Source organism: Microcystis sp. M144S2 (assembly GCF_020246065.1).
GTDB lineage: Bacteria > Cyanobacteriota > Cyanobacteriia > Cyanobacteriales > Microcystaceae > Microcystis > Microcystis ichthyoblabe_A.
Genome location: NZ_JADBTR010000046.1, coordinates 1 through 18,692, shown reverse-complemented (window position 1 = coordinate 18,692; position 18,692 = coordinate 1). Strand labels below are relative to the sequence as shown.

Genomic DNA, 18,692 nt, shown 5'->3' with positions numbered 1-18,692 from the left:
CTCCCATTGTGTGTATGCCACTAATCAACCTTTTCCCAATATTTTTGGGTGTTTGCCAATGCTGCCTCGTACTTTTCTAGAGCCATTGTAACTCTTGGCATGATGCTAACGTGAGTCGGGCTATCTTGGACAGCCTGTAAATCCCCTGTGATATGGCTATCGTCAATTTGCCATAAAGGGTCTTTGCCAGTTCCACCAAAACTGGCAGGTTTGCGAAATGCTGGTAAACCTTCAATGGATAGGGCAACAGACATTCCCTTTGTGTCCTTAATGGCAACCGTTACAAGATCGCCATGCAACTGACGCTGTGGCTCTGGTAACAAATAGCTTTGTTCATCTAGGCAACCTACTGGCATTTGCTGAATGTTTATATCGATATTAGGTCTAACCCCTAATAATCTGGCACTACGACCAATTTTGGGTCTGTCGTTTTGCTCTGCCATGCCACGATAGTAGAGTTTCGCCATCACCCACTACTTGTATTTTACCTTTAGCTTCATTGTACCTGAAGCACCAACAATAAACTCAATTGGGACACCATCAACGTCTGAAGATAGACCAACACCAGCTTTCTGAGACATTGTAATCTCTATTTCATCAACACCATTTTCTTTTCCTGCTCGAATAATGTCGATCGCTACTTTTCTTTGTTCTGCAATCTCTTTTTCGTTAGCACCTGATGTAAGAAGGGAAATACTGTCCAAAACAAGTGCTACTGGAAGCGCCAAAGGCACCATTGCAAGCTAACTATTCTGCGACAAGAAGGTAAGCGCTTTATGCCGTTTTTCTGGCGTTGTGATGTCAAACTCGTTGGATTCACTCATACTCATTGGCTGGGTTCTATATAGCTATCGATTAACGAAGTGTTGGAATACAAACACAGAATATCACGCCCAAAAGCGTGTTAGCCAGATTAGCCTACTGCTAGTGGAGCGGTAGGAGCCACATTAGGGAACGCACCCTACGCGATCGGCGATCTGCTATGCAGTGCCTTCGGCATCGCACTGGGGTGTTGAGTCCGTCGGCTGCAAACCCTGGTTAGACAACTGATAGCCGTTTGACTTTGATATTGCCAATTGTCTGCTCTGCTTGCCATAGATCGTATTGCATTTGCTGATTGAGCCAACTTTCAGGAGATGTATCGAAAGCTTTCCCTAAGCGAATTGCCATTTCGGGGCTAATACCTGCCCTACCATTTAAGATGGCAGATAGGGTTTTTCGACTTACACCCAATGCTTCAGCAGCCTCAGTCACAGTCAGATTCAAAGGTTCGAGACAAAGTTCTTTAAGAACTTCACCAGGATGTGGTGGATTATGCATTTTCATCAGTGGTAGTCCTCAAGATCGACATCACAAGCATCAACACCGTCAAAGGTGAAAGTGATCCGCCAGTTTCCAGATACTCTCACCGTCCAGGTTCCTTTACGTTGCCCTGCCAGTTCATGAAGTACCAATCCGGGTAAGTTCATGTCTTGCGGTGAAGTTGCAGCACTGAGACGAGCCAGAATCAGCCGAATTCGTTGGGCATGATTTGCCTGAATGCCTCGGGTGGTTCCCGATTCAAAGAACTGCTCTAGTCCTCGATGCTTGAAACTGACTATCATCCATTAAGTGTAACCCATAACGTTACTGGTTACAACCCAACGATAAAAAAATAACGCCTACTATTTTCAATATATCTCGTGGGTGGTGCGTTACGACTACTGGACTATTGATTATACGGAAACTTTCCGTATATCTCGCCCAAAAGCGTGTTAGCCAGATTAGCCTACTGCTAGTGGAGCGGTAGGAGCCACATTAGGGAACGCACCCTACAAGATCGGCGATCACACTGATTAGCTTTCGTCGGTCGGAGTGCATTGGGGTTGTTATGCCGTGTCACCAACAGATATGATGCGCCAGTCACCTTATGGAATAAACAACCGACCAGCCCCCATATAGTCTTGGATATCGATCACAATTTCTACAAGCCTTTCAACGCAGCGTTCTCGATAGTCAGATTCATTGACCCTATCCGGATCGCCAATCGTAATGATCGGAAATGAAGTCGGTTGATTTTCTTCACGCATTACTTGTTCCAACGAGTCTTCACCCTTCGCATTCCGGTTTGCCGTAAGTAAGAGCATCCCGTTGGTTTGGGCAAATCTCCAAACTACTCGATCATTGCTGTCTGCGGGTAAGCCAACGTCTTCAAATGTCCTCAACCGAATTAGAGCGAGATCTAATAACCCGCTAACAACAAGACTTCCAGAGATCAGAATTGCCTGCCGATTCAAGTTGTAATCAGCCAGAACAATCATTGCTTCTTCGCTTCCCGCTTTGCTCTCCGTTCCTGAAGTTTAGCTCTAACCGCTTCATAGCCTGGACGAGGAGGAGTAGCAGCGATCCGAGCAAAACGTTCGCGATTCCTCTCTTCCCAAAATTGTTTAGTTTCTGCGGCAGTCTTTAAAATCTCCTGATACTCTGCTTCCACTTCTGTTCGATGTGTTTCAATGTAGGAAAGGGCAGCATGAATCTGAGCATCTGTAAGATTGAAGGCATCACGAATAAACTTGGGTGGATACTGAGCTTTGAGATAATCCATTACGTCATACAGAGTAATACGAGTATCCGCAATTGTAAGCCCTCGCTCTGTGCGGATTATAGCTGTTTGTCCATTCGATGCCAGTGCCATAGCAGTCTTAGCTTTTAATCATTTAATTCCATAGTAGCGCACAAAAAAAGCAAGGGGAACCAACGCCCCCTAACGACTGATTCACAAAATCCTTAATCCTCAACCCAGACCTTCAAAATGTATTTCAGCCTCGTTCCTTCATCTAGCCAGTAGTGAACTCCAACATCTGGCAGTTCAGTATCATTTGTGTGAGCGTCACCCCGTCCTATGCCATCATCAAAGGGAGTAATACGGTGTTTGGAAACCTCTTTGTGGAATTCCACCCGTGTTATTCTTGCTCCGGTGCAAGGAAATTTATCGTCTCCTCGCTTGCCAAGCATACCAGATTCGTAAGTTCTCGAAACATCAACTGCTAGTCATTCAGCCATAATAAACCTCCTTTTTTGCTGTAACTTTTCCGTATATCACGCCCAAAAGCGTGTTATCCAGATTAGCCTACTGCTAGTGGAGCGGTAGGAGCCACATTAGGGAACGCACCCTACAAGATTGCGATCATACTGACAGTGGGAGCAGTCTAACGGTGGAGTTATACGCCGTTGGAAGCAGGTCTTCGATCATTACACTTGAATGATATCAAAGCTTTCTTTGTTTGTAATCCGATAAAACAGGAAATCTGAATCGATTGTGAGAATTTGCCGATATCCTGTCTTTTCAGCTACCAAGACCAGGGTTGCATCCGCCAAGTCCATGGGGCGATCACGGTATTGCTCCATCAATGCCAACAAACGACTGTAATCACTTTCCTGAATATCGTAAACCACCAGCAGTTTGTCTAAAAGAAGCTGTCCCAGTTGTTTTTGCATTTGCCAACCACCCCGATGCAGCGCAAGGTACATGGCTTCGGTCAGGCATGACCAAGTTGTTAAAAGGGGCGTTTCTAATCGGAGGACTGCGTTTTTATAGGCGTTATGCTGAGACTGAGTTCGATCTACAAGACAAAGTAGGACTCCGGCATCGCACAGGATCATAGATCTAGTCCTTGTTGCCGATATTTTTTGAGCAGGAGTTGCTGATAGTTGCTGACTGGTTGAAGTGGCGTTACGTCTAAATGATCCACCGTCTCAAACCATTGTGACCATCTCTCGACAATTTTTTCAGCAGTTTGGCTGGTATCAGGTTTAGCTTGATGTTTGTGGATAATACAATCAATGAAGTCACTCACCTCTTGCAAGAGTGGCTCGGAGAGTTGGTGCAATTTGGCGATCGCAGTATCACGAGTTGTCATAAGAACTCCTCTATACAGTTTTCTTTATTGTGAGCGTAACGTTAATCGCGTTTAGTTCCTAAGCTATCACGATTTTAAATTGCTGGTTGATAGGAGAGAACAGGGAACAGTACAGGGATTGCCGGGGATTTAGCTAATTTGAGAATAAGTCTTTTAAATGCGCGACAGCTTAACTCTTCAGATCGCGGAAAAGATGATTATGTCGTAACAAAACGTAAAAACTCCTATCTCATCAGATCAGTAAGTCATTTTAGCAGCCTAACTATTGATTATACGGAAATTTTCCGTATATCACGCCCAAAAGCGTGTTAGCCAGATTAGCCTACTGCTAGTGGAGCGGTAGGAGCCACATTAGGGAACGCACCCTACAAGATTGCGATCGCTCTGCAACACGGTCGTTAGATCTCGTCCGCACTCTTCTAACTTCCAGCATTCAACATCAACGCATTTTGCATATCAGTTCAAGTATTCGCAACAGAAGCGTAGAATTCATCAATTTGAGCATTGACTTCTCGACATCTCTGTATCAATGAATCTAGATTTTCCAGACGCTTGTTCTTATTCAGATATTCTCCTTCTTTTAGTCGTTGTTCTAATGAGTCAATTGAGTTAGATAGGGCATCAATTTCATTATCAATTATCTCAACTAGAAAGCCAACCCGACTATTGATAAACTCATCAGCCTGAACACGGTATTCACGCACAATCTTCTGAGCGTACTCAGGAAACTCTGTCATCATCATTTCGCGTCGCTCATCACGTTGTTTGACTAATTTATAGCGCCCATAAAAAGCACCAATTAGAGCTGTAGCAAGAATCCCCAACCCAACAGGAGTAGAACCCACACCTAGAAGCGCAACAACCTGAGGCAGGGAAGTAGCAGCACCAACCCCTGCCAGTACAGTCCAAGTTCCCCAGGTTTTGGACATAAGGTCTATAGTATCCTTAAATGTCTTTGTTTTCATATCCTCGTACTTCGATGCAAGGCGCTCCTCAACCTTTGCAGCAGTGATATCAACTTCTTCTTTAGAATTTTCTTCTACAGCTTTTTGCTGCGCAGTTAAGGCTTCTTCTAGTAAATGGTTCACAAGCTCATTAGTTTGGCTGTAGAAAGATTCCCAAGAACTTACCCACCTTGGAATAAGAGACTTAGAACTGCGACTCATCCACTCCCTGACCAAGATGACTTTCTCAGTCTCAATTTGATGAATCTCTTTTTCTTTCAGAACATCACTCATCTTTATCTTCTCATTCAGCTTTTCTTTCAGAAAAGCAACTAAATCATCAGGATCACTGCCCGCAAAAGCCCGCCTTATTGCTACTTGACCAAGTTCCCTCAACTCTTTCTCAACCATAGTCTTTTTATCAATTAGTATTCTACGTTGAGCCTTATAACCAATAATTACATTTCTAGCTTCTGTTACTGGCGTTGATTCGGACAAGTACCTCTGCCTTATATCATGAGTCAGTCTCAAAAGAAGCTTTTGTGCTTCAGATGCAAGCTCAGCGAGGTGCATTGGACCGCTAGTATTTTGGAGATAGTCATCAAATCTTTCTCGAAGAAGAGCCATTCTACTCTCAACTATGTACCTCTGAGAATTCTCATGAGACTGAGCGGAAAGGGCTATCCCTTTTGCTTCAAGCGCTGGTGATACAGGAATGAATCCCTCTCCTATAAATGTACTATCTGCCCGACCCTCCACTAGGAAGTTTTGCTCGAGGAACTCATTGTTTGCATCACGAACGTCTTCCCATTGAATCTTTCCACTACCTGTATCAATATCCCATGCTCTATCTATCTGAGTCAGAACAAAAAATACGGGCTTTCCAGTAAGCTTGTGATGGGTATAAACGTCTCCTAGAAGTTCTAAATCTTTTTCATCGAGCGGCTTGATTGCACCAGCCACATAAGCAATACAATCTGCCTGTTGAACGAAATTTCGGATTACCCCTTCATAATTAGCACCAATAGCTCCAAACCCGGGTAAATCGTATATTCTTGCTTTCATAATTGCTGAGCTAACACCAACCCTTGCCGTCCGGACGGTTCGGGTTCTATCTTTATTTGTGAGACGTTGGGATACTGCATTGGGCAAATCTGTAACGTATGCCTGAATTATTGCAAGTGTTGCCGGAGTTTTCTGCTCCCAAACATCTGAACCTTCAAATAGAACAGCAAATTCATCTGCTTTTCCAGAAACAACAGGCTCTACAGCTACAGGGCAATTACTAGTGTGACGGGGAGAAGTGGGAAGCAGAGGTGCATATTGATCTCGCCCCTCGCGTTCATACCAATCAACCTTTTGATTTAATCCGCTAATCAGAAAGCTCTTTCCTGAAGAAAATGCTCCAAAAAAAGCTATACTCAGAAGCTCTGACTTTGCCCTGTCTTGAAGCAATCTAAAGTTTTTCCCGCCATAGCCATTTTTAGAAATTAGACTTTCTTGGCCAACTTCTTTAAGCAATTCTTCAAAGTTTTTTGTAATCATTTCTAATGAGTTCATTACGCACTCATAGGAGCTACGTAATGCAACAAACACATCTTGTTCTTGCAAAATCTCTTCTTCCACAAACAGATCTCCTCTAACAATAAGAATTTGCTTAAGGTCAAAAGGTACACAATTAAGTTTATCCGAACCAGAGAATCAGCGATCTAATCTTGAAAACCAGTATAGACCAGTATAGCGCCCTAAAGCAAGCCCTGTAACCCTTGAACTCGGTAATCTAACATCCGAAATGGAATTTCCTCCTTATCCTTGCTCTTGAGATTTAGGGGTTACTTTCAGAATGGGGGTCGCGATCGCATCCTGCTTGTCAGTTGGCAGAGTTTTTCATCGTGCGATCGCTTGCTCAAGTCGCTTAGTCAGATGCAGCACATAAGATATAGCAATTTTGTAGGGTGCGTTAGGCGGTGATAAGCTTGGAATGAAAAAACAAAATTAGTAATCCGCCGTAACGCACCAGTTAAGTATTATCAAAGTTCTCGTCAACCAGAAGCTTAATCATTCTTGCTGCGCTGCTTTACGCGCAAGAAGGCGATCTCGCAATCCCTGGGGGTCAAATCTCCCTTGATTGATTACCGGAATCTCCTGTGCTTGCTGTTGTCGCTGTTGCAAGTAGGATTCTACTTCCGATTGGTGCTTGAGGTAAAAAGCGATCGTGGCGTAAACGTCAGCTAGGTTTAGTGATGGGTAACGATTAACGATTTCCTCTGCTGTCGCACCCTGATGAAATAAGGTCATAAGCATTTTCGTCGCCGTGCCTAGAATTTTCTTGTCTAGTACAGCATCGCTACCATAGCACGATCGATTTAACTTGACTAGGAATGGATAAAGGCAAATAATCAATTAATCGATCGAGATCAAGACTCAATGTCTGATAACTTGTTATTGGTGGGGTAGGAAATCACCTAAGTCACCCTGTTGAATTATTGATTGTCACTAAAAATGTTTAAGCGATCGCTTTTCTTGCCCCTGTTAATTTTATCCCTTAGTTGTACGCTGCTTTTTAGTGCTTGTCGTCAACAAACAGCTAATAATCCTCCGGCAACGACCAATAATAATTCAGAAACTTTAAAACTTTTGTATTGGCAAGCACCGACGATTTTAAATCCCCATCTCTCCACGGGATTTAAAGACTCAGAAGCGAGTCGTATTACCCTAGAACCTTTGGCTAGTTTCGATGAAAAAGGGGAATTAGTTCCTTTTTTAGCGGCAGAAATTCCTACTATTGAAAATGGGGGAGTTGCCCGGGATGGTAAATCGGTGACATGGAAGCTAAAAAAAGATATTAAATGGTCAGATGGTACTCCTTTTACTGCCAAAGATGTCATCGCTACCTATAATTTTATCACCAATCCGAAAACTGGTTCCACTAGCGCCGGCAATTATGAAATAGTTAAAAGTGTAGAAGCGATAGATCCCCATACGGTTAAAATAACTTTTAAGCAAGTTAATCCCGCGTGGTCATTAGTTTTTGTGGGGACAGAAGGGATGATTTTACCAGCACATCTCTATGAAAAGTATAGCAATGAAACGGCACGCCAGGCCCCCGCTAATTTATTACCGGTGGGAACTGGCCCCTATAAAGTGGTAGAATTTAAACCGGGAGATACGGCGGTTTATGAACCAAATTCTTTCTTTCGAGAAGCGGATAAATTGGGTTTTCAAAAAATAGAATTAAAAGGAGGAGGTGATGCCACTTCGGCGGCACGAGCGGTTTTACAGACACAGGAGGCGGATTATGCCTATAATTTGCAAGTGGAGGCTAAGGTTTTAAGTGATTTAGAAAAAGCGGGTCGGGGTCAGTTAATATCTAGTTTCGGTTCTTTGATTGAACGAGTTTTATTTAATTTGAGCGATCCTAATCAAGCTACTCCTGAAGGTGAGAGGTCTAGTATTAAGTTTCCCCATCCTTTTTTGAGTGATGTAAAAGTAAGAGAAGCTTTATCTTTAGCCGTTGATAGAGATACTATTGCCACGCAGCTTTATGGTATTACTGGGAAAACAACTCCTAATTTTATTGTGATGCCATCGGAATATAATTCGCCCAATACTAGCTATGAATTTAATCTAGAAAAGGCTAATAAATTACTAGATGATGCGGGATGGAAAGATAGTAATGGTGATGGCACTAGGGATAAAAATGGGGTAGAAATGAAATTAGTTTTTCAAACCACTGTCAATCCTCTCCGTCAGAAAACCCAAGAAATTATCAAACAAAGTTTACAAGCGATCGGGATAGGAGTAGAATTAAAAACTGTTGATGCCAGTATTTTCTTTTCTAGCGATCCTGCTAACGATGACACGGTAGAAAAGTTTTATGCTGACCTACAAATGTACACTACAGGTAATAATAGTCCCGATCCAAAAGCCTATTTTAAAACCTTTACCTGTAGCGAAATTCCCCAAAAAGCTGATGGTTGGGCCGGGGATAATTATGCTCGTTATTGTAATCCTGAATACGATAAATTATGGCAAGCTTTTAGTCAAGAATTAAACCCAGAAAAACGGAGAGAAATAGCGATTAAAATGAATGATATGTTAATCAATGATTTTGTGATTATTCCCCTAGTTCATCGTGCCGATGTGGTGGCAATTAGCAAGAGTTTGTCGGGGTTTAAATTAACTCCCTGGGATAGAAATACTTGGAACATCAAGGACTGGAAGCGTAGTAAATAAATGCTCAAATATTTTCTGAGAAGATTATTATTTTCGATTCCCACTCTTTTAGCTATTAGTATGGTGGTTTTTGGCATTTTGGCCCTAGCGCCGGGGGATCCGATGGGAGAATTTGCAGCTAATCCAGCTATTACGGAAGCGGTGCGAGAAAATATTCGCAAAAGTCTCGGATTAGATCAACCGCTTCCCGTGCGTTATGTCAAGTGGTTGTTAGCATTTCTTCAAGGAGATATGGGCTATTCTTTCACCAGTCGCAGCCCAGTTTTTACCCTCATTTGGCAGCGTTTACCCACAACTCTCTGGATTGTCGGTATTGCCTATATGTTCGGGGTTTTAATTGCTTTTCCTTTAGGCGTAATTTCAGCAGTCAAGCGCTATTCTTGGTTAGACAAAATCATCTCTACTTTTTCGCTACTTGGCTTTTCTTTACCCACCTTTGTGACGGGATTATTATTAATTATTATCTTTAGTGTGCAGTTAAACTGGCTACCATCTTTTTATAACAGTACCCTAGAAATCAGTGATTTTAATAGTTTGATCGAGCAGGTTAAACAGTCAATTATGCCCGTAACTGTATTAAGCTTATATCAAGGGGCGATGTTGATGCGTTTTGTGCGTTCTTCCGTAACTGAAGAAATTCACCAAGAGTACGTTAAAACTGCCTTAGCCAAGGGACTAACTAATTTTTCTGTCCTCACTAAGCACATAGTTCGCAATGCTTTAATCCCCGTTGTCACCCTGATTGCTCTTGATATTCCCTCAATTTTTACCGGTGCTTTAGTCACAGAACAAGTGTTTCGTGTGCCGGGTATCGGTGCTTTATTAATTGATTCTATTTCCCGCAGTGATACCCCCGTAGTGATGGCGATTACCTTTATCTATGGGATTTTAATTGTTATCTTTAACTTAATTGCCGATTTAACCTATAGTTGGCTCGATCCGCGAGTCAGATATTAACTATGAACATCATGCGATCCTTACACACGGCGATTTTAGTCACCGATCTAGAAAAAGCTGTTAACTTTTACGAAAATGTTCTAGGATTGACTAGAATTGATCGCCCTTTTCAATACGATGGGGTTTGGTATCAAGTGGGAGATTATCAAATTCATTTAATTGTCGATACCAATTATCAAAACTACCGTCCCAATCCCCAAAAATGGGGACGCAATCCTCATATTGCCTTCGCTATTGATGATGTGACAGCCATGGGTAACTATCTAGAAAGTCAAGGTTATACAATTCAAATGAGTGCCTCGGGTAGAAAGGCATTATTTGTCAGCGATCCCGATGGTAATATCCTAGAAATGAGCCAAATTTAGCCTGAAAAATTCCCCGATATGTTAGACCAATTACAGACTCAACTCTATCACCTTGAACAATACGCCGATCGCTTAGTGACTTCCCAACTAACTCACCTTAGTTTTGTCAGTATTGCCGTGATTTTTCTAGCCGGTTTACTCACCAGTCTTACCCCCTGTATGCTGTCGATGTTGCCGATTACCGTCGCTTATATCGGGGGTTACGAAAATCAAGGTCGTTTAGCGGCTTTTTGGCAGTCCACATGGTTTTCCCTGGGATTAGCCACCACCTTAGCGGGATTGGGACTAATTGCCGCTACTTTAGGAAAAGTCTATGGACAGGTGGGGATCGGTTTACCAATTATCGTCAGTGCGATCGCTATTTTGATGGGGTTAAACCTCTTGGAATTATTACCCCTGCGCTTCCCCTCCCTTGGCGCTACCGATTGGATTACCAGCGATTTTCCCCCGATTTTGCGGTCTTATCTTCTTGGTTTAACATTTGGTTTAATCGCCTCTCCGTGTAGTACGCCAGTTCTGGCAACTTTATTGGCATGGGTGGCAAATACGGGAGATTTAAGCTTAGGAGGGGGATTATTGTTATCCTACACTGCCGGCTATGTTTTACCCCTAATTATCGTCGGTTCTTTTACTGCCTCGCTGAAAAGCTTTCTTTCTCTGCGTCAATGGTCCGGGTGGATTAATCCTGTCAGTGGGGTTTTATTAATCGGTTTTGGAGTTTTTTCTTTATTATCCCGTCTGCTGTGATGGTGGAGAGTTATGATAGATAATTGGCTAGAATTGCAAAACTTTTAACTATGACTATATCGGAAACTTCCTCAAATTTAAAGAATAGACCGCCTCAATGGGGACGTAAATTTATCCAGACTATTGCCGATCTGCGATTAGCAATTATCCTCTTACTTTTAATCGCTATTTTTAGCATTTCTGGGACGGTAATCGAACAGGGTCAATCTCTATCTTTTTACCAAGCTAATTATCCTGAGAAACCCGCTTTATTTGGCTTTCTGACTTGGAAAGTTTTATTACTATTGGGATTAAATCATGTTTATAGCACTTGGTGGTATCTATCATTATTAATTCTCTTTGGTTCCAGTTTAACCGCTTGTACCTTCCGACGACAATTACCCGCTTTAAAAGCGGCCAGAAAATGGCAATTTTATCAACAATCTCGCCAATTTCAAAAACTAGCTTTAAGTGCCGAATTAGAAACCGGTTCCCTAGAATCTCTCACACCTCTATTAGAAAAAAAAGGCTACAAAGTTTTTCTAGAAAATAACAGTCTTTATGCTCGTAAAGGTCTGATTGGTAAAATCGGTCCGATTATCGTTCATGCAGCCATGTTAATTATTTTAGCAGGGTCGATCTGGGGAGCGTTAACGGGGTTTTTCGCTCAAGAAATGGTAGCTAGTGGCGATAGTTTTCAGGTTAAAAATATTATTGAAGCTGGACCCTTATCTAAAAATTCTCTCCCTAAGGATTGGGGGATTAAAGTTAATCGTTTTTGGATTGATTATAGTCCTAAAGGTGACGTAGAACAATTCTATTCTGATTTGTCGGTGATCGATAATCAAGGAGAGGAGATTGATCGCAAAACTATTCAAGTTAACCAACCTTTGCACCATAAAGGGGTGACTTTTTATCAAACCAGTTGGGGGATTGCCGGGGTAAAAGTACAGGTGAATAATAGTCCGATCCTACAGCTACCGATGGCTAGTTTAGACACCAAAGGTAATGGACAAATCTGGGGAACTTGGATTCCGACTAAAACCGATCTTAGTGAGGGAGTTTCTCTTTTAACCAGAGATTTACAGGGTACGGTAATTGTCTATGATGCTAAGGGAGATTTAACCTCTGCTGTACGAGAAGGAATGACGATTCCCATCAATGGAGTTAATCTAAAAATAGTCGAATTAGTGGGCAGTACAGGTTTACAAATTAAGGCAGATCCGGGAGTCCCGATCGTCTATTTAGGTTTTGCTTTATTGATGATGGGAGTAGTAATGAGTTACTTTTCCCATTCCCAAATTTGGGCCTTACAATCTGGCGATCGCTTTTATATTGGTGGTAAAACTAATCGCGCTCAAGTCAGTTTTGAACGGGAAATAATTGATACTATCGAAATGTTAAAGTTAAAGTAGAATTGACGTTAATCTGGTGTCGTTTCCCGATAAAAAGTTCTGTTTATCTATCTTTTGCCTTTTGCCTACCCTAACCAAGAACTTAATTTTGTTCAATCACTTATATGCCAGAATTGCCAGAAGTAGAAACGGTGCGTCGCGGATTAAATCAAGTTACCCAGGGCAAAAAAATTATCGGTGGGGAAGTATTATTACAGCGTACCCTAGCCTATCCTAATTGTGAGGCAACTTTTCTGCAAGGAATTGCTCAGACTACGATTACCAATTGGCAGCGCCGGGGCAAATATCTCCTCGCCAATTTAGATAATGGTAGCAGTATCGGGGTTCATCTGCGTATGACCGGACAATTGCTCTGGGTAAAAGATACCACTCCCCTGCCGATTCATACGCGCTTACGCTTCTTTTTTGCTAATCAGCAAGAATTGCGCTTTGTCGATACCCGCACTTTCGGGAAAATTTGGTGGATTGCCGCCGATAAAACCCCAGAAAGCGTGATTACTGCTCTCAAAAAACTGGGACTAGAACCCTTTGATCGCAATTTTACCCCCGATTACCTCTATAGTCACTGTCAAAAAAGTCGTCGTCCGATTAAAACTTTTCTCCTCGATCAAAATGTGGTGGCAGGAATTGGCAATATCTACGCAGATGAAGTTCTTTTTAAAAGTGGTATCCATCCCCAAACTGCTGCTAATCTCTTGAAAATTGAGCAAATAGACTTATTGACAAAAAACATTATTTCTGTCTTGGAAACTGCAATCGCTGAAGGCGGCACCAGTTTTAGCGATTTTCTCCACGTTACGGGAGTTAATGGCAATTATGGCTCGATGGCCTGGGTTTATGGTCGTACCGGCGAAAATTGTCGTCTTTGCGGTGCAACTATTGCCAGAATTAAATTAAGTGGGCGCTCGGCTCATTTTTGTCCCCAATGTCAAGTCTCAACAGTAATTAGTAAACAGTTGTAAGCTGATAGCTAGATGGTCAGGTCACGGAAATCGATGCAAAGTTCACTGAAAAGGATTATCATCGGGGCGAGTTTTTTTCTCGCTACGGTAGTCGGGGCAACTATCGGTTATATGGCCTACGGTTGGAGTTTTCTCGATGCCGTTTATATGGTGATTATCACCATATTTGGGGTAGGTTTCGGGGAAGTTAAACCGATTAACACTCCCAGTCTGAGAGCTTTTACCATGTTAGTTATCGTCTGTGGGACCACCTCGGCCGTTTATGTGGTGGGAGGGTTTTTTCAGATGCTCACCGAGGGAGAAATTAACAAAGCTTTTAGCGATCGCCGGATGAATAAAGAGATGGAATGCTTAGAAAATCACGTCATAATCTGCGGTTTTGGGCGCATAGGACGCATTCTAACGACTAAATTGGCAAAAACCGCCCAATCTTTTATTATCGTCGATAATAACCCTGATCGGATTCGATTAGCTCAGGAAAAAGGTTACATAACTCTTAATGGTAACGCCACCGATGAAAGTATTCTCCAAAAAGCCGGCATCGACAAAGCGCGAGTTTTAGCGACGGTGTTGCCCGATGATGCCTTAAATGTCTTCATCACTTTAACCGCAAGAGAACTCAGTCCGCAACTATACATTATCGCCAGGGGAGAATATCCCAGCACCGAGAAAAAATTAAAACTAGCCGGAGCCGATCAAGTGGTTTTACCTGCTACCATTGGAGCAGAGAGAATGGCCCATTTAATCACCCATCCGGCCGCAATCGATTTTTTACAGGAAGATGAAGGTAGGCGCAATCTTAACGAATTATTAGCCGATATCGACCTGCAATTTGAAGAATACTCGATTTTAAGCGATTCGCCCTTTTTGGGACAACCCATCAGTCAGATGGAAGTGCGGGGACAGGGTGCTTTTATTATCGTTGCTGTCCGTCAATTTGATGGTCGTGTCATCGCCCATCCCGACAATTCCACCATTCTACAGCAAGGCGATACGGTCATTTTATTAGGTCATCGGGGCGATGTTCCCAATTTTGCCCGTCGTTATGCCTTGCGTCGAGAAATGCGCTATCGGGGGTCTTCTTGGTAGGATAGTTACCCAGAAAAAAGTTGAGATTTTCTGGAATTAATTTCGCTACCGATGGAGATAAAACTAACTCACTAATTATCTCCAGGGACAGCTATGAAATTAACCTATCGCGGCATTCCTTACGACAAAAATCCCACTGCCACCGTTGCTTCCAGTCCGATGATTTTAGGCTATCGTGGTGTTCCCTATTTAAAAAACCGTGATGTCGTTCAAACCATTGAGAAACAGGTAGCCGTTACCTATCGCGGTCAAGCCTATCATATCATGCAATCTCTAGCTTCTTTGCCCACGGAAAGACCCTCTTTAAGTTTTTAACTTCTAGTTCATTTTTCAATCAATCTCTTTTAAATATTGTCAATTAATGATCACAGCAATTACCTTAAACGGTTTTTATCTTCCCTCTTGCTACAAGGGGGATTTTTTACTTGTTTTGCCAGCAAGGAATATATCTTCATAGTTAACAAAATTAATTACACATATTTTTCCCTTCCGCAGTTCCGCAGTTCTGGTGTTCCCCCTTTCTGGGGTGTGAATTTAATTTTGTCGAACTGCTGATAGTTATCAGTTTTTTGTAGAATAGGGAGATTGAGAAAACGAATACCTGCCCCTATGACAAGATTTCCTTTGACTGGTCGCTATTCTAGTTTATGCGTCTTGCTCACTTTATTCTGGTTAAGCGGTCAATCTTTACCGGTGCGAGCAGAAAAAATCTATAGTCCCGTCCCCCTCATCCTCAATAAAGAAATTAACGATACTCTCACCGACAAAGATATTCCCACGGGTGAGGGGGGGTTTGCCAGAGATTATACCGTAGATTTGGAAAAGGACGATCAGGTGGCCATCGATCTGAAATCGGAAAACTTTGATGGAGTTTTAATTCTCCTGGCCGACGATGGTTCCACTGTAGCAGAAAATGATGATGGTCCCGATGGTGGCACTAATGCTCTCCTCTTTGCGCGCATTACCGAGTCGGGTAAATATATTATTCGGGTGAGAGCTTTCGGAGAAACCGGTGGGGGAAAATTTACCCTGAAATTAACCCGTTTACGGGCCGTGGAGGGCAAAAATTAGCTAATTATTGTCAAAAAAACCAAGAATAGAGCCTCTGTCCACTCCACCACCGCACCGTAGGTATCGCCGGTGTGACCGCGAAGACGACGATATAACCAGTAACCAGTAAGCAGAGCGAGGGCGATTCCGGCACTAATGGCGATTATTCCCCAGCTTAGACCACCAAATAGGGCGATTAACCCCCAAATTACTCCCCCACAGTCCCAGGGCAGACAAAAAGCCACTTTATGAAAGGCTCCCTTACCGGTGGGTTTGAGGTAGGGATAAAGAGCGATCGCCATTACTTGCCCCCAACGTCCCCAAATTGGTGCTAAAATTAGAGCTAAGGCTCGATTATCGCTTAAATCAGTCAAAGCGGCGATTTTTAGCAGCAAAACCATGGTCACGGCCATGACTCCAAAGGCCCCGGTAACACTATCGGCCATGACCAATAAACGACGCTGGGGGTCGGTGACAGCTAAACCATCGGCCGTGTCACTAACTCCATCAAGGTGTAGTCCTCCCGTTAGATAAACCCAAACCCCCACAAGGACAACCGCACGAGTCAGGGGTGGCATTCCCAGACCAGCTAGAGTTATATCGAGCAAAACCAAAATTAAACCCAAAAATAAGCCCACTAAGGGAATCCATCGGGCAATTCTACCAAAATCCGGCCAGGCAATCGGAACCGGAATAATCGTGTAAAAAGCGATCGCACCTAAAAATGAGCGAATTTCTTGACAAATGAAGTTAAATATGGTAGTCAATCTCCCCAAAATTAGATTCCGGTATGGCAGCTTTTCTCATAAAGATGAAGTATAACTTAATTTTGTATCGGCGACCCTGTGGGATTTTCAAAACATCTGAGAACACCTATAATAATTCGGTATAATACGGTTACTTGTAATTTTATAGGAAGAGTTCTTGCGATCGCTCTATAGGAGAGGAATATACGGAAAGATTTATTAAAAAATGTGTATTTGGCGTGAGATACGGAAAGTTTCTGTATAATATGTAGTTGGCTCAAGGGATGAGGTCGAGTTGAAATAAGAAAGACGATCACAACCTAAAAAAGTCAACACTGTTTGGAGAAAGAAGAAAACATGGATTTTTTGATCGGACAGATTCTGCTTTTTGCAGGGGATTTTGCGCCAGCAGGCTGGGCATTTTGTGACGGATCTAAGCTACCGATATCTGGCTATCAGGCGCTGTACTCCATACTTAGGACCAAATACGGAGGTGATGGATCCAAGAGTTTTGCGTTGCCTAAATTGCCTACTGTCAAGGATGTTGATGGCGACGGAGAATCACGATATATAATTTGTCTGGAGGGTATATATCCATTTCCGGAAAATCCAATTCGGGAAAAATAAATTCAGTGCGATCGCCGATCTTGTAGGGTGCGTTCCCTAATGTGGCTCCTACTGCTCCACCAATAGATTTTGGGGAACACACCATGCAGATTGATTGCAGCTGTGAGTCTAAGTGCGATGCCAAAGGCACTACGTGGCAGTACGCTGATCCTGTCGGTTGGGTTGGCGGCTGTTACCCAACACCCTCAAAACCAAGATTAAATAAGGTAGGATAGAGAGCGAAAAGATATTCTAGGTTGCCGTTAATGGAAGCGTCTATATTGAAACAAGTATTTTTGGGCATTTAACCGCCAGACCCACTGACAATCTGATCGTTGCTGCTAATATCAAGATCACCCAAGATTGGTGGAACGAACATAGTAGCTCATTTACGCTTTACGCATCAGAGATCGTTGAAGATGAGGCAGCTAAGGGAGATCCGATAATCGCCGCTCAACGGTTAAACTTGTTACAATCCCTAATGCTTCTCGAACTTACAGAAGATGCGTTTGAACTTTCGCAAGCGTTTCTGACTCAAAGCAATCTGCCCCTAAAGGCATCTAACGACGCTTTACATATGGCATTAGCAACCGTCTATAACTTAGATTATTTGCTAACATGGAACTGCAAGCACATGGCAAATGCCCAAATTCAGCGTAAGCTGGCTCAGATTAGTTCTGATCTCGGATATATATTGCCAGTTATTTGCACTCCTTATGAGCTTATTGGATATAACCTAGAGGTTTAGTCATGTATAAAAATGAAATTCTCGATGAAATTCACAAGTATAGAGAAGAATACGCTCAATCGTTTCAATATGACTTAAGAGCTATTTTTAATGACTTAAAGCAGAAGCAACTGGCTCATAAAGATAGATTAGTTAGGTTGCCAATTAAGCGAGCGTCTAATAAATCACTGCACCCGACCGCCGGCTAAAGCATTCAATGGAACCGCTAAATCTATAGTGCGATGGCGAAGGCACTGCGTAGCAGTACGCTATCTCCCTAGGGTGCGTTCCCTAATGTGGTTCCTACTGATCCAGCGATCGATTTTGGGGAACGCACCATGCACATTAATTGCAGCTGTGGGTTTAAGTGCGATGCCGCACCTAAAAATGAGCGAATTTCTTGACAAATGAAGTTAAATATGGTAATCAATCCCCCCAAAATTAGATTCCAGTATGGCAGCCTTTCTCATAAAGATGAAGTATAACCTAATTTTGTATCGGCGATCCTGTGGGATTTTCAAAACGTAAGAACGCCTATAATAATTCGGCATAACACGCTTATTGTAATGTTATAGGAAAACTTCTTGCGATCATTCCATTTGAGAGTAATATTCAGTGCGATCGCTGTCGCTGTATTGCGATCGCCGCTTATTGAGGCTGTGCCGACACTGTACCGTTGAGTCAGCGAGTAGCGGAGGTCGAGAGAAATATAATAGAGTTAAGTAGCTGGTTATAATTAAATTAAAAATGAATTTTAGGTTCGATCCCCCCTGCCCCCCTTGATAAGGGGGGTGCCGATCCCCCCTGTCCCCCTTGATAAGGGGGGTGCCGATCCCCCCTGTCCCCCTTGATAAGGGGGGTGCCGATCCCCCCTTAGTCCCCCCTTGATAAGGGGGGTGCCGATCCCCCCTGCCCCCCTTGATAAGGGGGGTGCCGATCCCCCCTGTCCCCCTTGATAAGGGGGGTGCCG

At 42.9% G+C, this 18,692-nt stretch carries 23 protein-coding genes and 1 pseudogene; 12 read left to right on the top strand and 12 right to left on the bottom strand.

Features of this window, described 5'->3' with window-relative positions; genetic code table 11:
• Nucleotides 1-20: 20 nt before the first annotated feature.
• The 10 genes from IM462_RS06165 to IM462_RS06120 form a co-directional block, all read right to left on the bottom strand.
• Nucleotides 21-467: a Tse2 family ADP-ribosyltransferase toxin gene (locus IM462_RS06165; RefSeq protein ID WP_502845511.1), complete on the bottom strand. Its 447-nt coding sequence runs from the start codon at nucleotides 465-467 to the stop codon at nucleotides 21-23.
• A gap of 6 nt (nucleotides 468-473) precedes the next feature.
• Nucleotides 474-737: a hypothetical protein gene (locus IM462_RS06160; protein ID WP_287699844.1), complete on the bottom strand. Its 264-nt coding sequence runs from the start codon at nucleotides 735-737 to the stop codon at nucleotides 474-476.
• A 301-nt stretch (nucleotides 738-1,038) separates the two neighbouring features.
• A complete protein-coding gene (locus tag IM462_RS06155) occupies nucleotides 1,039-1,320 on the bottom strand; it encodes a HigA family addiction module antitoxin (protein ID WP_238141989.1) in 282 nt (93 codons plus the stop codon).
• 5 nt (nucleotides 1,321-1,325) lie between these two features.
• Complete coding sequence (locus IM462_RS06150; RefSeq protein WP_024968549.1) at nucleotides 1,326-1,604, bottom strand: type II toxin-antitoxin system RelE/ParE family toxin; 279 nt, start codon at nucleotides 1,602-1,604, stop codon at nucleotides 1,326-1,328.
• Nucleotides 1,605-1,907: 303 nt separating this feature from the next.
• Nucleotides 1,908-2,300: a hypothetical protein gene (locus tag IM462_RS06145; protein ID WP_002791850.1), complete on the bottom strand. Its 393-nt coding sequence runs from the start codon at nucleotides 2,298-2,300 to the stop codon at nucleotides 1,908-1,910.
• Entirely contained in the window at nucleotides 2,297-2,674 is a 378-nt protein-coding gene (locus IM462_RS06140) for a DUF433 domain-containing protein (RefSeq protein ID WP_287699845.1), read from the bottom strand. The genes IM462_RS06145 and IM462_RS06140 overlap by 4 nt, the downstream gene beginning before the upstream one ends.
• A gap of 557 nt (nucleotides 2,675-3,231) precedes the next feature.
• The gene (locus tag IM462_RS06135; RefSeq protein WP_002803249.1) at nucleotides 3,232-3,642 is read right to left on the bottom strand and encodes a type II toxin-antitoxin system VapC family toxin; all 411 of its coding nucleotides are present in this window, start codon (nucleotides 3,640-3,642) and stop codon (nucleotides 3,232-3,234) included.
• On the bottom strand, nucleotides 3,639-3,899 hold the full coding sequence (locus IM462_RS06130) for a hypothetical protein (RefSeq protein ID WP_002736321.1): 261 nt from the start codon (nucleotides 3,897-3,899) through the stop codon (nucleotides 3,639-3,641). Before IM462_RS06130 ends, IM462_RS06135 begins: the two co-directional genes overlap by 4 nt.
• Before the next feature lie 461 nt (nucleotides 3,900-4,360).
• Complete coding sequence (locus IM462_RS06125; protein ID WP_287699846.1) at nucleotides 4,361-6,469, bottom strand: P-loop NTPase family protein; 2,109 nt, start codon at nucleotides 6,467-6,469, stop codon at nucleotides 4,361-4,363.
• A gap of 432 nt (nucleotides 6,470-6,901) precedes the next feature.
• Nucleotides 6,902-7,141 (bottom strand): DUF433 domain-containing protein, encoded by a 240-nt coding sequence (locus IM462_RS06120; protein ID WP_287699847.1) that lies wholly within the window; start codon nucleotides 7,139-7,141, stop codon nucleotides 6,902-6,904.
• Between the two features lie 204 nt (nucleotides 7,142-7,345).
• Here IM462_RS06120 and IM462_RS06115 point away from each other — a divergent pair, with 204 nt between their 5' ends.
• From IM462_RS06115 to IM462_RS06075, 9 genes are all read left to right on the top strand, one after another.
• The gene (locus tag IM462_RS06115; RefSeq protein ID WP_287699848.1) at nucleotides 7,346-9,079 is read left to right on the top strand and encodes a peptide ABC transporter substrate-binding protein; all 1,734 of its coding nucleotides are present in this window, start codon (nucleotides 7,346-7,348) and stop codon (nucleotides 9,077-9,079) included.
• Nucleotides 9,080-10,036, top strand: coding sequence for an ABC transporter permease (locus IM462_RS06110; protein WP_193977585.1), 957 nt, complete (start codon nucleotides 9,080-9,082; stop codon nucleotides 10,034-10,036). It begins immediately after the preceding gene.
• A 2-nt stretch (nucleotides 10,037-10,038) separates the two neighbouring features.
• The gene (locus IM462_RS06105) at nucleotides 10,039-10,401 is read left to right on the top strand and encodes a VOC family protein (protein WP_002780396.1); all 363 of its coding nucleotides are present in this window, start codon (nucleotides 10,039-10,041) and stop codon (nucleotides 10,399-10,401) included.
• Nucleotides 10,402-10,419: 18 nt separating this feature from the next.
• Nucleotides 10,420-11,148, top strand: coding sequence for a cytochrome c biogenesis protein CcdA (locus IM462_RS06100; RefSeq protein WP_287699849.1), 729 nt, complete (start codon nucleotides 10,420-10,422; stop codon nucleotides 11,146-11,148).
• A gap of 50 nt (nucleotides 11,149-11,198) precedes the next feature.
• Nucleotides 11,199-12,542 (top strand): cytochrome c biogenesis protein, encoded by a 1,344-nt coding sequence (locus IM462_RS06095; protein WP_287699850.1) that lies wholly within the window; start codon nucleotides 11,199-11,201, stop codon nucleotides 12,540-12,542.
• Nucleotides 12,543-12,646: 104 nt separating this feature from the next.
• Complete coding sequence (locus IM462_RS06090) at nucleotides 12,647-13,504, top strand: DNA-formamidopyrimidine glycosylase (protein ID WP_287699851.1); 858 nt, start codon at nucleotides 12,647-12,649, stop codon at nucleotides 13,502-13,504.
• 33 nt (nucleotides 13,505-13,537) lie between these two features.
• Nucleotides 13,538-14,593 carry a potassium channel family protein gene (locus IM462_RS06085; protein WP_104396596.1) on the top strand — a complete coding sequence of 352 codons (1,056 nt, stop codon included), beginning with the start codon at nucleotides 13,538-13,540 and terminating at the stop codon, nucleotides 14,591-14,593.
• A gap of 93 nt (nucleotides 14,594-14,686) precedes the next feature.
• The gene (locus IM462_RS06080) at nucleotides 14,687-14,908 is read left to right on the top strand and encodes a DUF4278 domain-containing protein (protein WP_287699852.1); all 222 of its coding nucleotides are present in this window, start codon (nucleotides 14,687-14,689) and stop codon (nucleotides 14,906-14,908) included.
• A gap of 294 nt (nucleotides 14,909-15,202) precedes the next feature.
• Nucleotides 15,203-15,664 carry a PPC domain-containing protein gene (locus IM462_RS06075; protein WP_287699853.1) on the top strand — a complete coding sequence of 154 codons (462 nt, stop codon included), beginning with the start codon at nucleotides 15,203-15,205 and terminating at the stop codon, nucleotides 15,662-15,664.
• Here IM462_RS06075 and cobS read toward each other — a convergent pair.
• The gene (gene cobS, locus IM462_RS06070) at nucleotides 15,661-16,419 is read right to left on the bottom strand and encodes an adenosylcobinamide-GDP ribazoletransferase (RefSeq protein WP_287699854.1); all 759 of its coding nucleotides are present in this window, start codon (nucleotides 16,417-16,419) and stop codon (nucleotides 15,661-15,663) included. The two genes, IM462_RS06075 and cobS, sit on opposite strands and share 4 nt — an antisense overlap.
• A gap of 327 nt (nucleotides 16,420-16,746) precedes the next feature.
• Between cobS and IM462_RS20965 the strand changes: the two are divergent.
• Nucleotides 16,747-16,905: pseudogene (locus tag IM462_RS20965) on the top strand (phage tail protein); the annotation flags it as partial.
• Nucleotides 16,906-16,924: 19 nt separating this feature from the next.
• On the opposite strand, the gene IM462_RS06065 reads toward IM462_RS20965, so the two are convergent.
• Nucleotides 16,925-17,107, bottom strand: coding sequence for a hypothetical protein (locus tag IM462_RS06065; protein WP_353737337.1), 183 nt, complete (start codon nucleotides 17,105-17,107; stop codon nucleotides 16,925-16,927).
• A gap of 168 nt (nucleotides 17,108-17,275) precedes the next feature.
• Between IM462_RS06065 and IM462_RS06060 the strand changes: the two genes are divergently transcribed.
• The gene (locus tag IM462_RS06060; RefSeq protein ID WP_149988197.1) at nucleotides 17,276-17,743 is read left to right on the top strand and encodes a type II toxin-antitoxin system VapC family toxin; all 468 of its coding nucleotides are present in this window, start codon (nucleotides 17,276-17,278) and stop codon (nucleotides 17,741-17,743) included.
• Nucleotides 17,744-17,745: 2 nt separating this feature from the next.
• Nucleotides 17,746-17,931 (top strand): hypothetical protein, encoded by a 186-nt coding sequence (locus tag IM462_RS06055; RefSeq protein WP_002757942.1) that lies wholly within the window; start codon nucleotides 17,746-17,748, stop codon nucleotides 17,929-17,931.
• Nucleotides 17,932-18,692 lie beyond the last annotated feature (761 nt).

What these genes read in the sequence shown, in the direction of transcription:
- IM462_RS06075 (WP_287699853.1), top strand. Translation starts at nt 15,203, where the DNA reads ATGACAAGATTTCCTTTGACTGGTCGCTATTCTAGTTTATGCGTCTTG.
- IM462_RS06130 (WP_002736321.1), bottom strand. Translation starts at nt 3,899, where the DNA reads ATGACAACTCGTGATACTGCGATCGCCAAATTGCACCAACTCTCCGAG.
- IM462_RS06150 (WP_024968549.1), bottom strand. Translation starts at nt 1,604, where the DNA reads ATGATAGTCAGTTTCAAGCATCGAGGACTAGAGCAGTTCTTTGAATCG.
- IM462_RS06135 (WP_002803249.1), bottom strand. Translation starts at nt 3,642, where the DNA reads ATGATCCTGTGCGATGCCGGAGTCCTACTTTGTCTTGTAGATCGAACT.
- IM462_RS06110 (WP_193977585.1), top strand. Translation starts at nt 9,080, where the DNA reads ATGCTCAAATATTTTCTGAGAAGATTATTATTTTCGATTCCCACTCTT.
- IM462_RS06090 (WP_287699851.1), top strand. Translation starts at nt 12,647, where the DNA reads ATGCCAGAATTGCCAGAAGTAGAAACGGTGCGTCGCGGATTAAATCAA.
- IM462_RS06120 (WP_287699847.1), bottom strand. Translation starts at nt 7,141, where the DNA reads ATGACCTTATTTCATCAGGGTGCGACAGCAGAGGAAATCGTTAATCGT.
- IM462_RS06165 (WP_502845511.1), bottom strand. Translation starts at nt 467, where the DNA reads ATGGCGAAACTCTACTATCGTGGCATGGCAGAGCAAAACGACAGACCC.
- IM462_RS06080 (WP_287699852.1), top strand. Translation starts at nt 14,687, where the DNA reads ATGAAATTAACCTATCGCGGCATTCCTTACGACAAAAATCCCACTGCC.
- IM462_RS06145 (WP_002791850.1), bottom strand. Translation starts at nt 2,300, where the DNA reads ATGATTGTTCTGGCTGATTACAACTTGAATCGGCAGGCAATTCTGATC.
- IM462_RS06095 (WP_287699850.1), top strand. Translation starts at nt 11,199, where the DNA reads ATGACTATATCGGAAACTTCCTCAAATTTAAAGAATAGACCGCCTCAA.
- IM462_RS06140 (WP_287699845.1), bottom strand. Translation starts at nt 2,674, where the DNA reads ATGGCACTGGCATCGAATGGACAAACAGCTATAATCCGCACAGAGCGA.
- IM462_RS06085 (WP_104396596.1), top strand. Translation starts at nt 13,538, where the DNA reads ATGCAAAGTTCACTGAAAAGGATTATCATCGGGGCGAGTTTTTTTCTC.
- IM462_RS06115 (WP_287699848.1), top strand. Translation starts at nt 7,346, where the DNA reads ATGTTTAAGCGATCGCTTTTCTTGCCCCTGTTAATTTTATCCCTTAGT.
- IM462_RS06100 (WP_287699849.1), top strand. Translation starts at nt 10,420, where the DNA reads ATGTTAGACCAATTACAGACTCAACTCTATCACCTTGAACAATACGCC.
- IM462_RS06055 (WP_002757942.1), top strand. Translation starts at nt 17,746, where the DNA reads ATGTATAAAAATGAAATTCTCGATGAAATTCACAAGTATAGAGAAGAA.
- IM462_RS06105 (WP_002780396.1), top strand. Translation starts at nt 10,039, where the DNA reads ATGAACATCATGCGATCCTTACACACGGCGATTTTAGTCACCGATCTA.
- IM462_RS06155 (WP_238141989.1), bottom strand. Translation starts at nt 1,320, where the DNA reads ATGCATAATCCACCACATCCTGGTGAAGTTCTTAAAGAACTTTGTCTC.
- IM462_RS06160 (WP_287699844.1), bottom strand. Translation starts at nt 737, where the DNA reads ATGGTGCCTTTGGCGCTTCCAGTAGCACTTGTTTTGGACAGTATTTCC.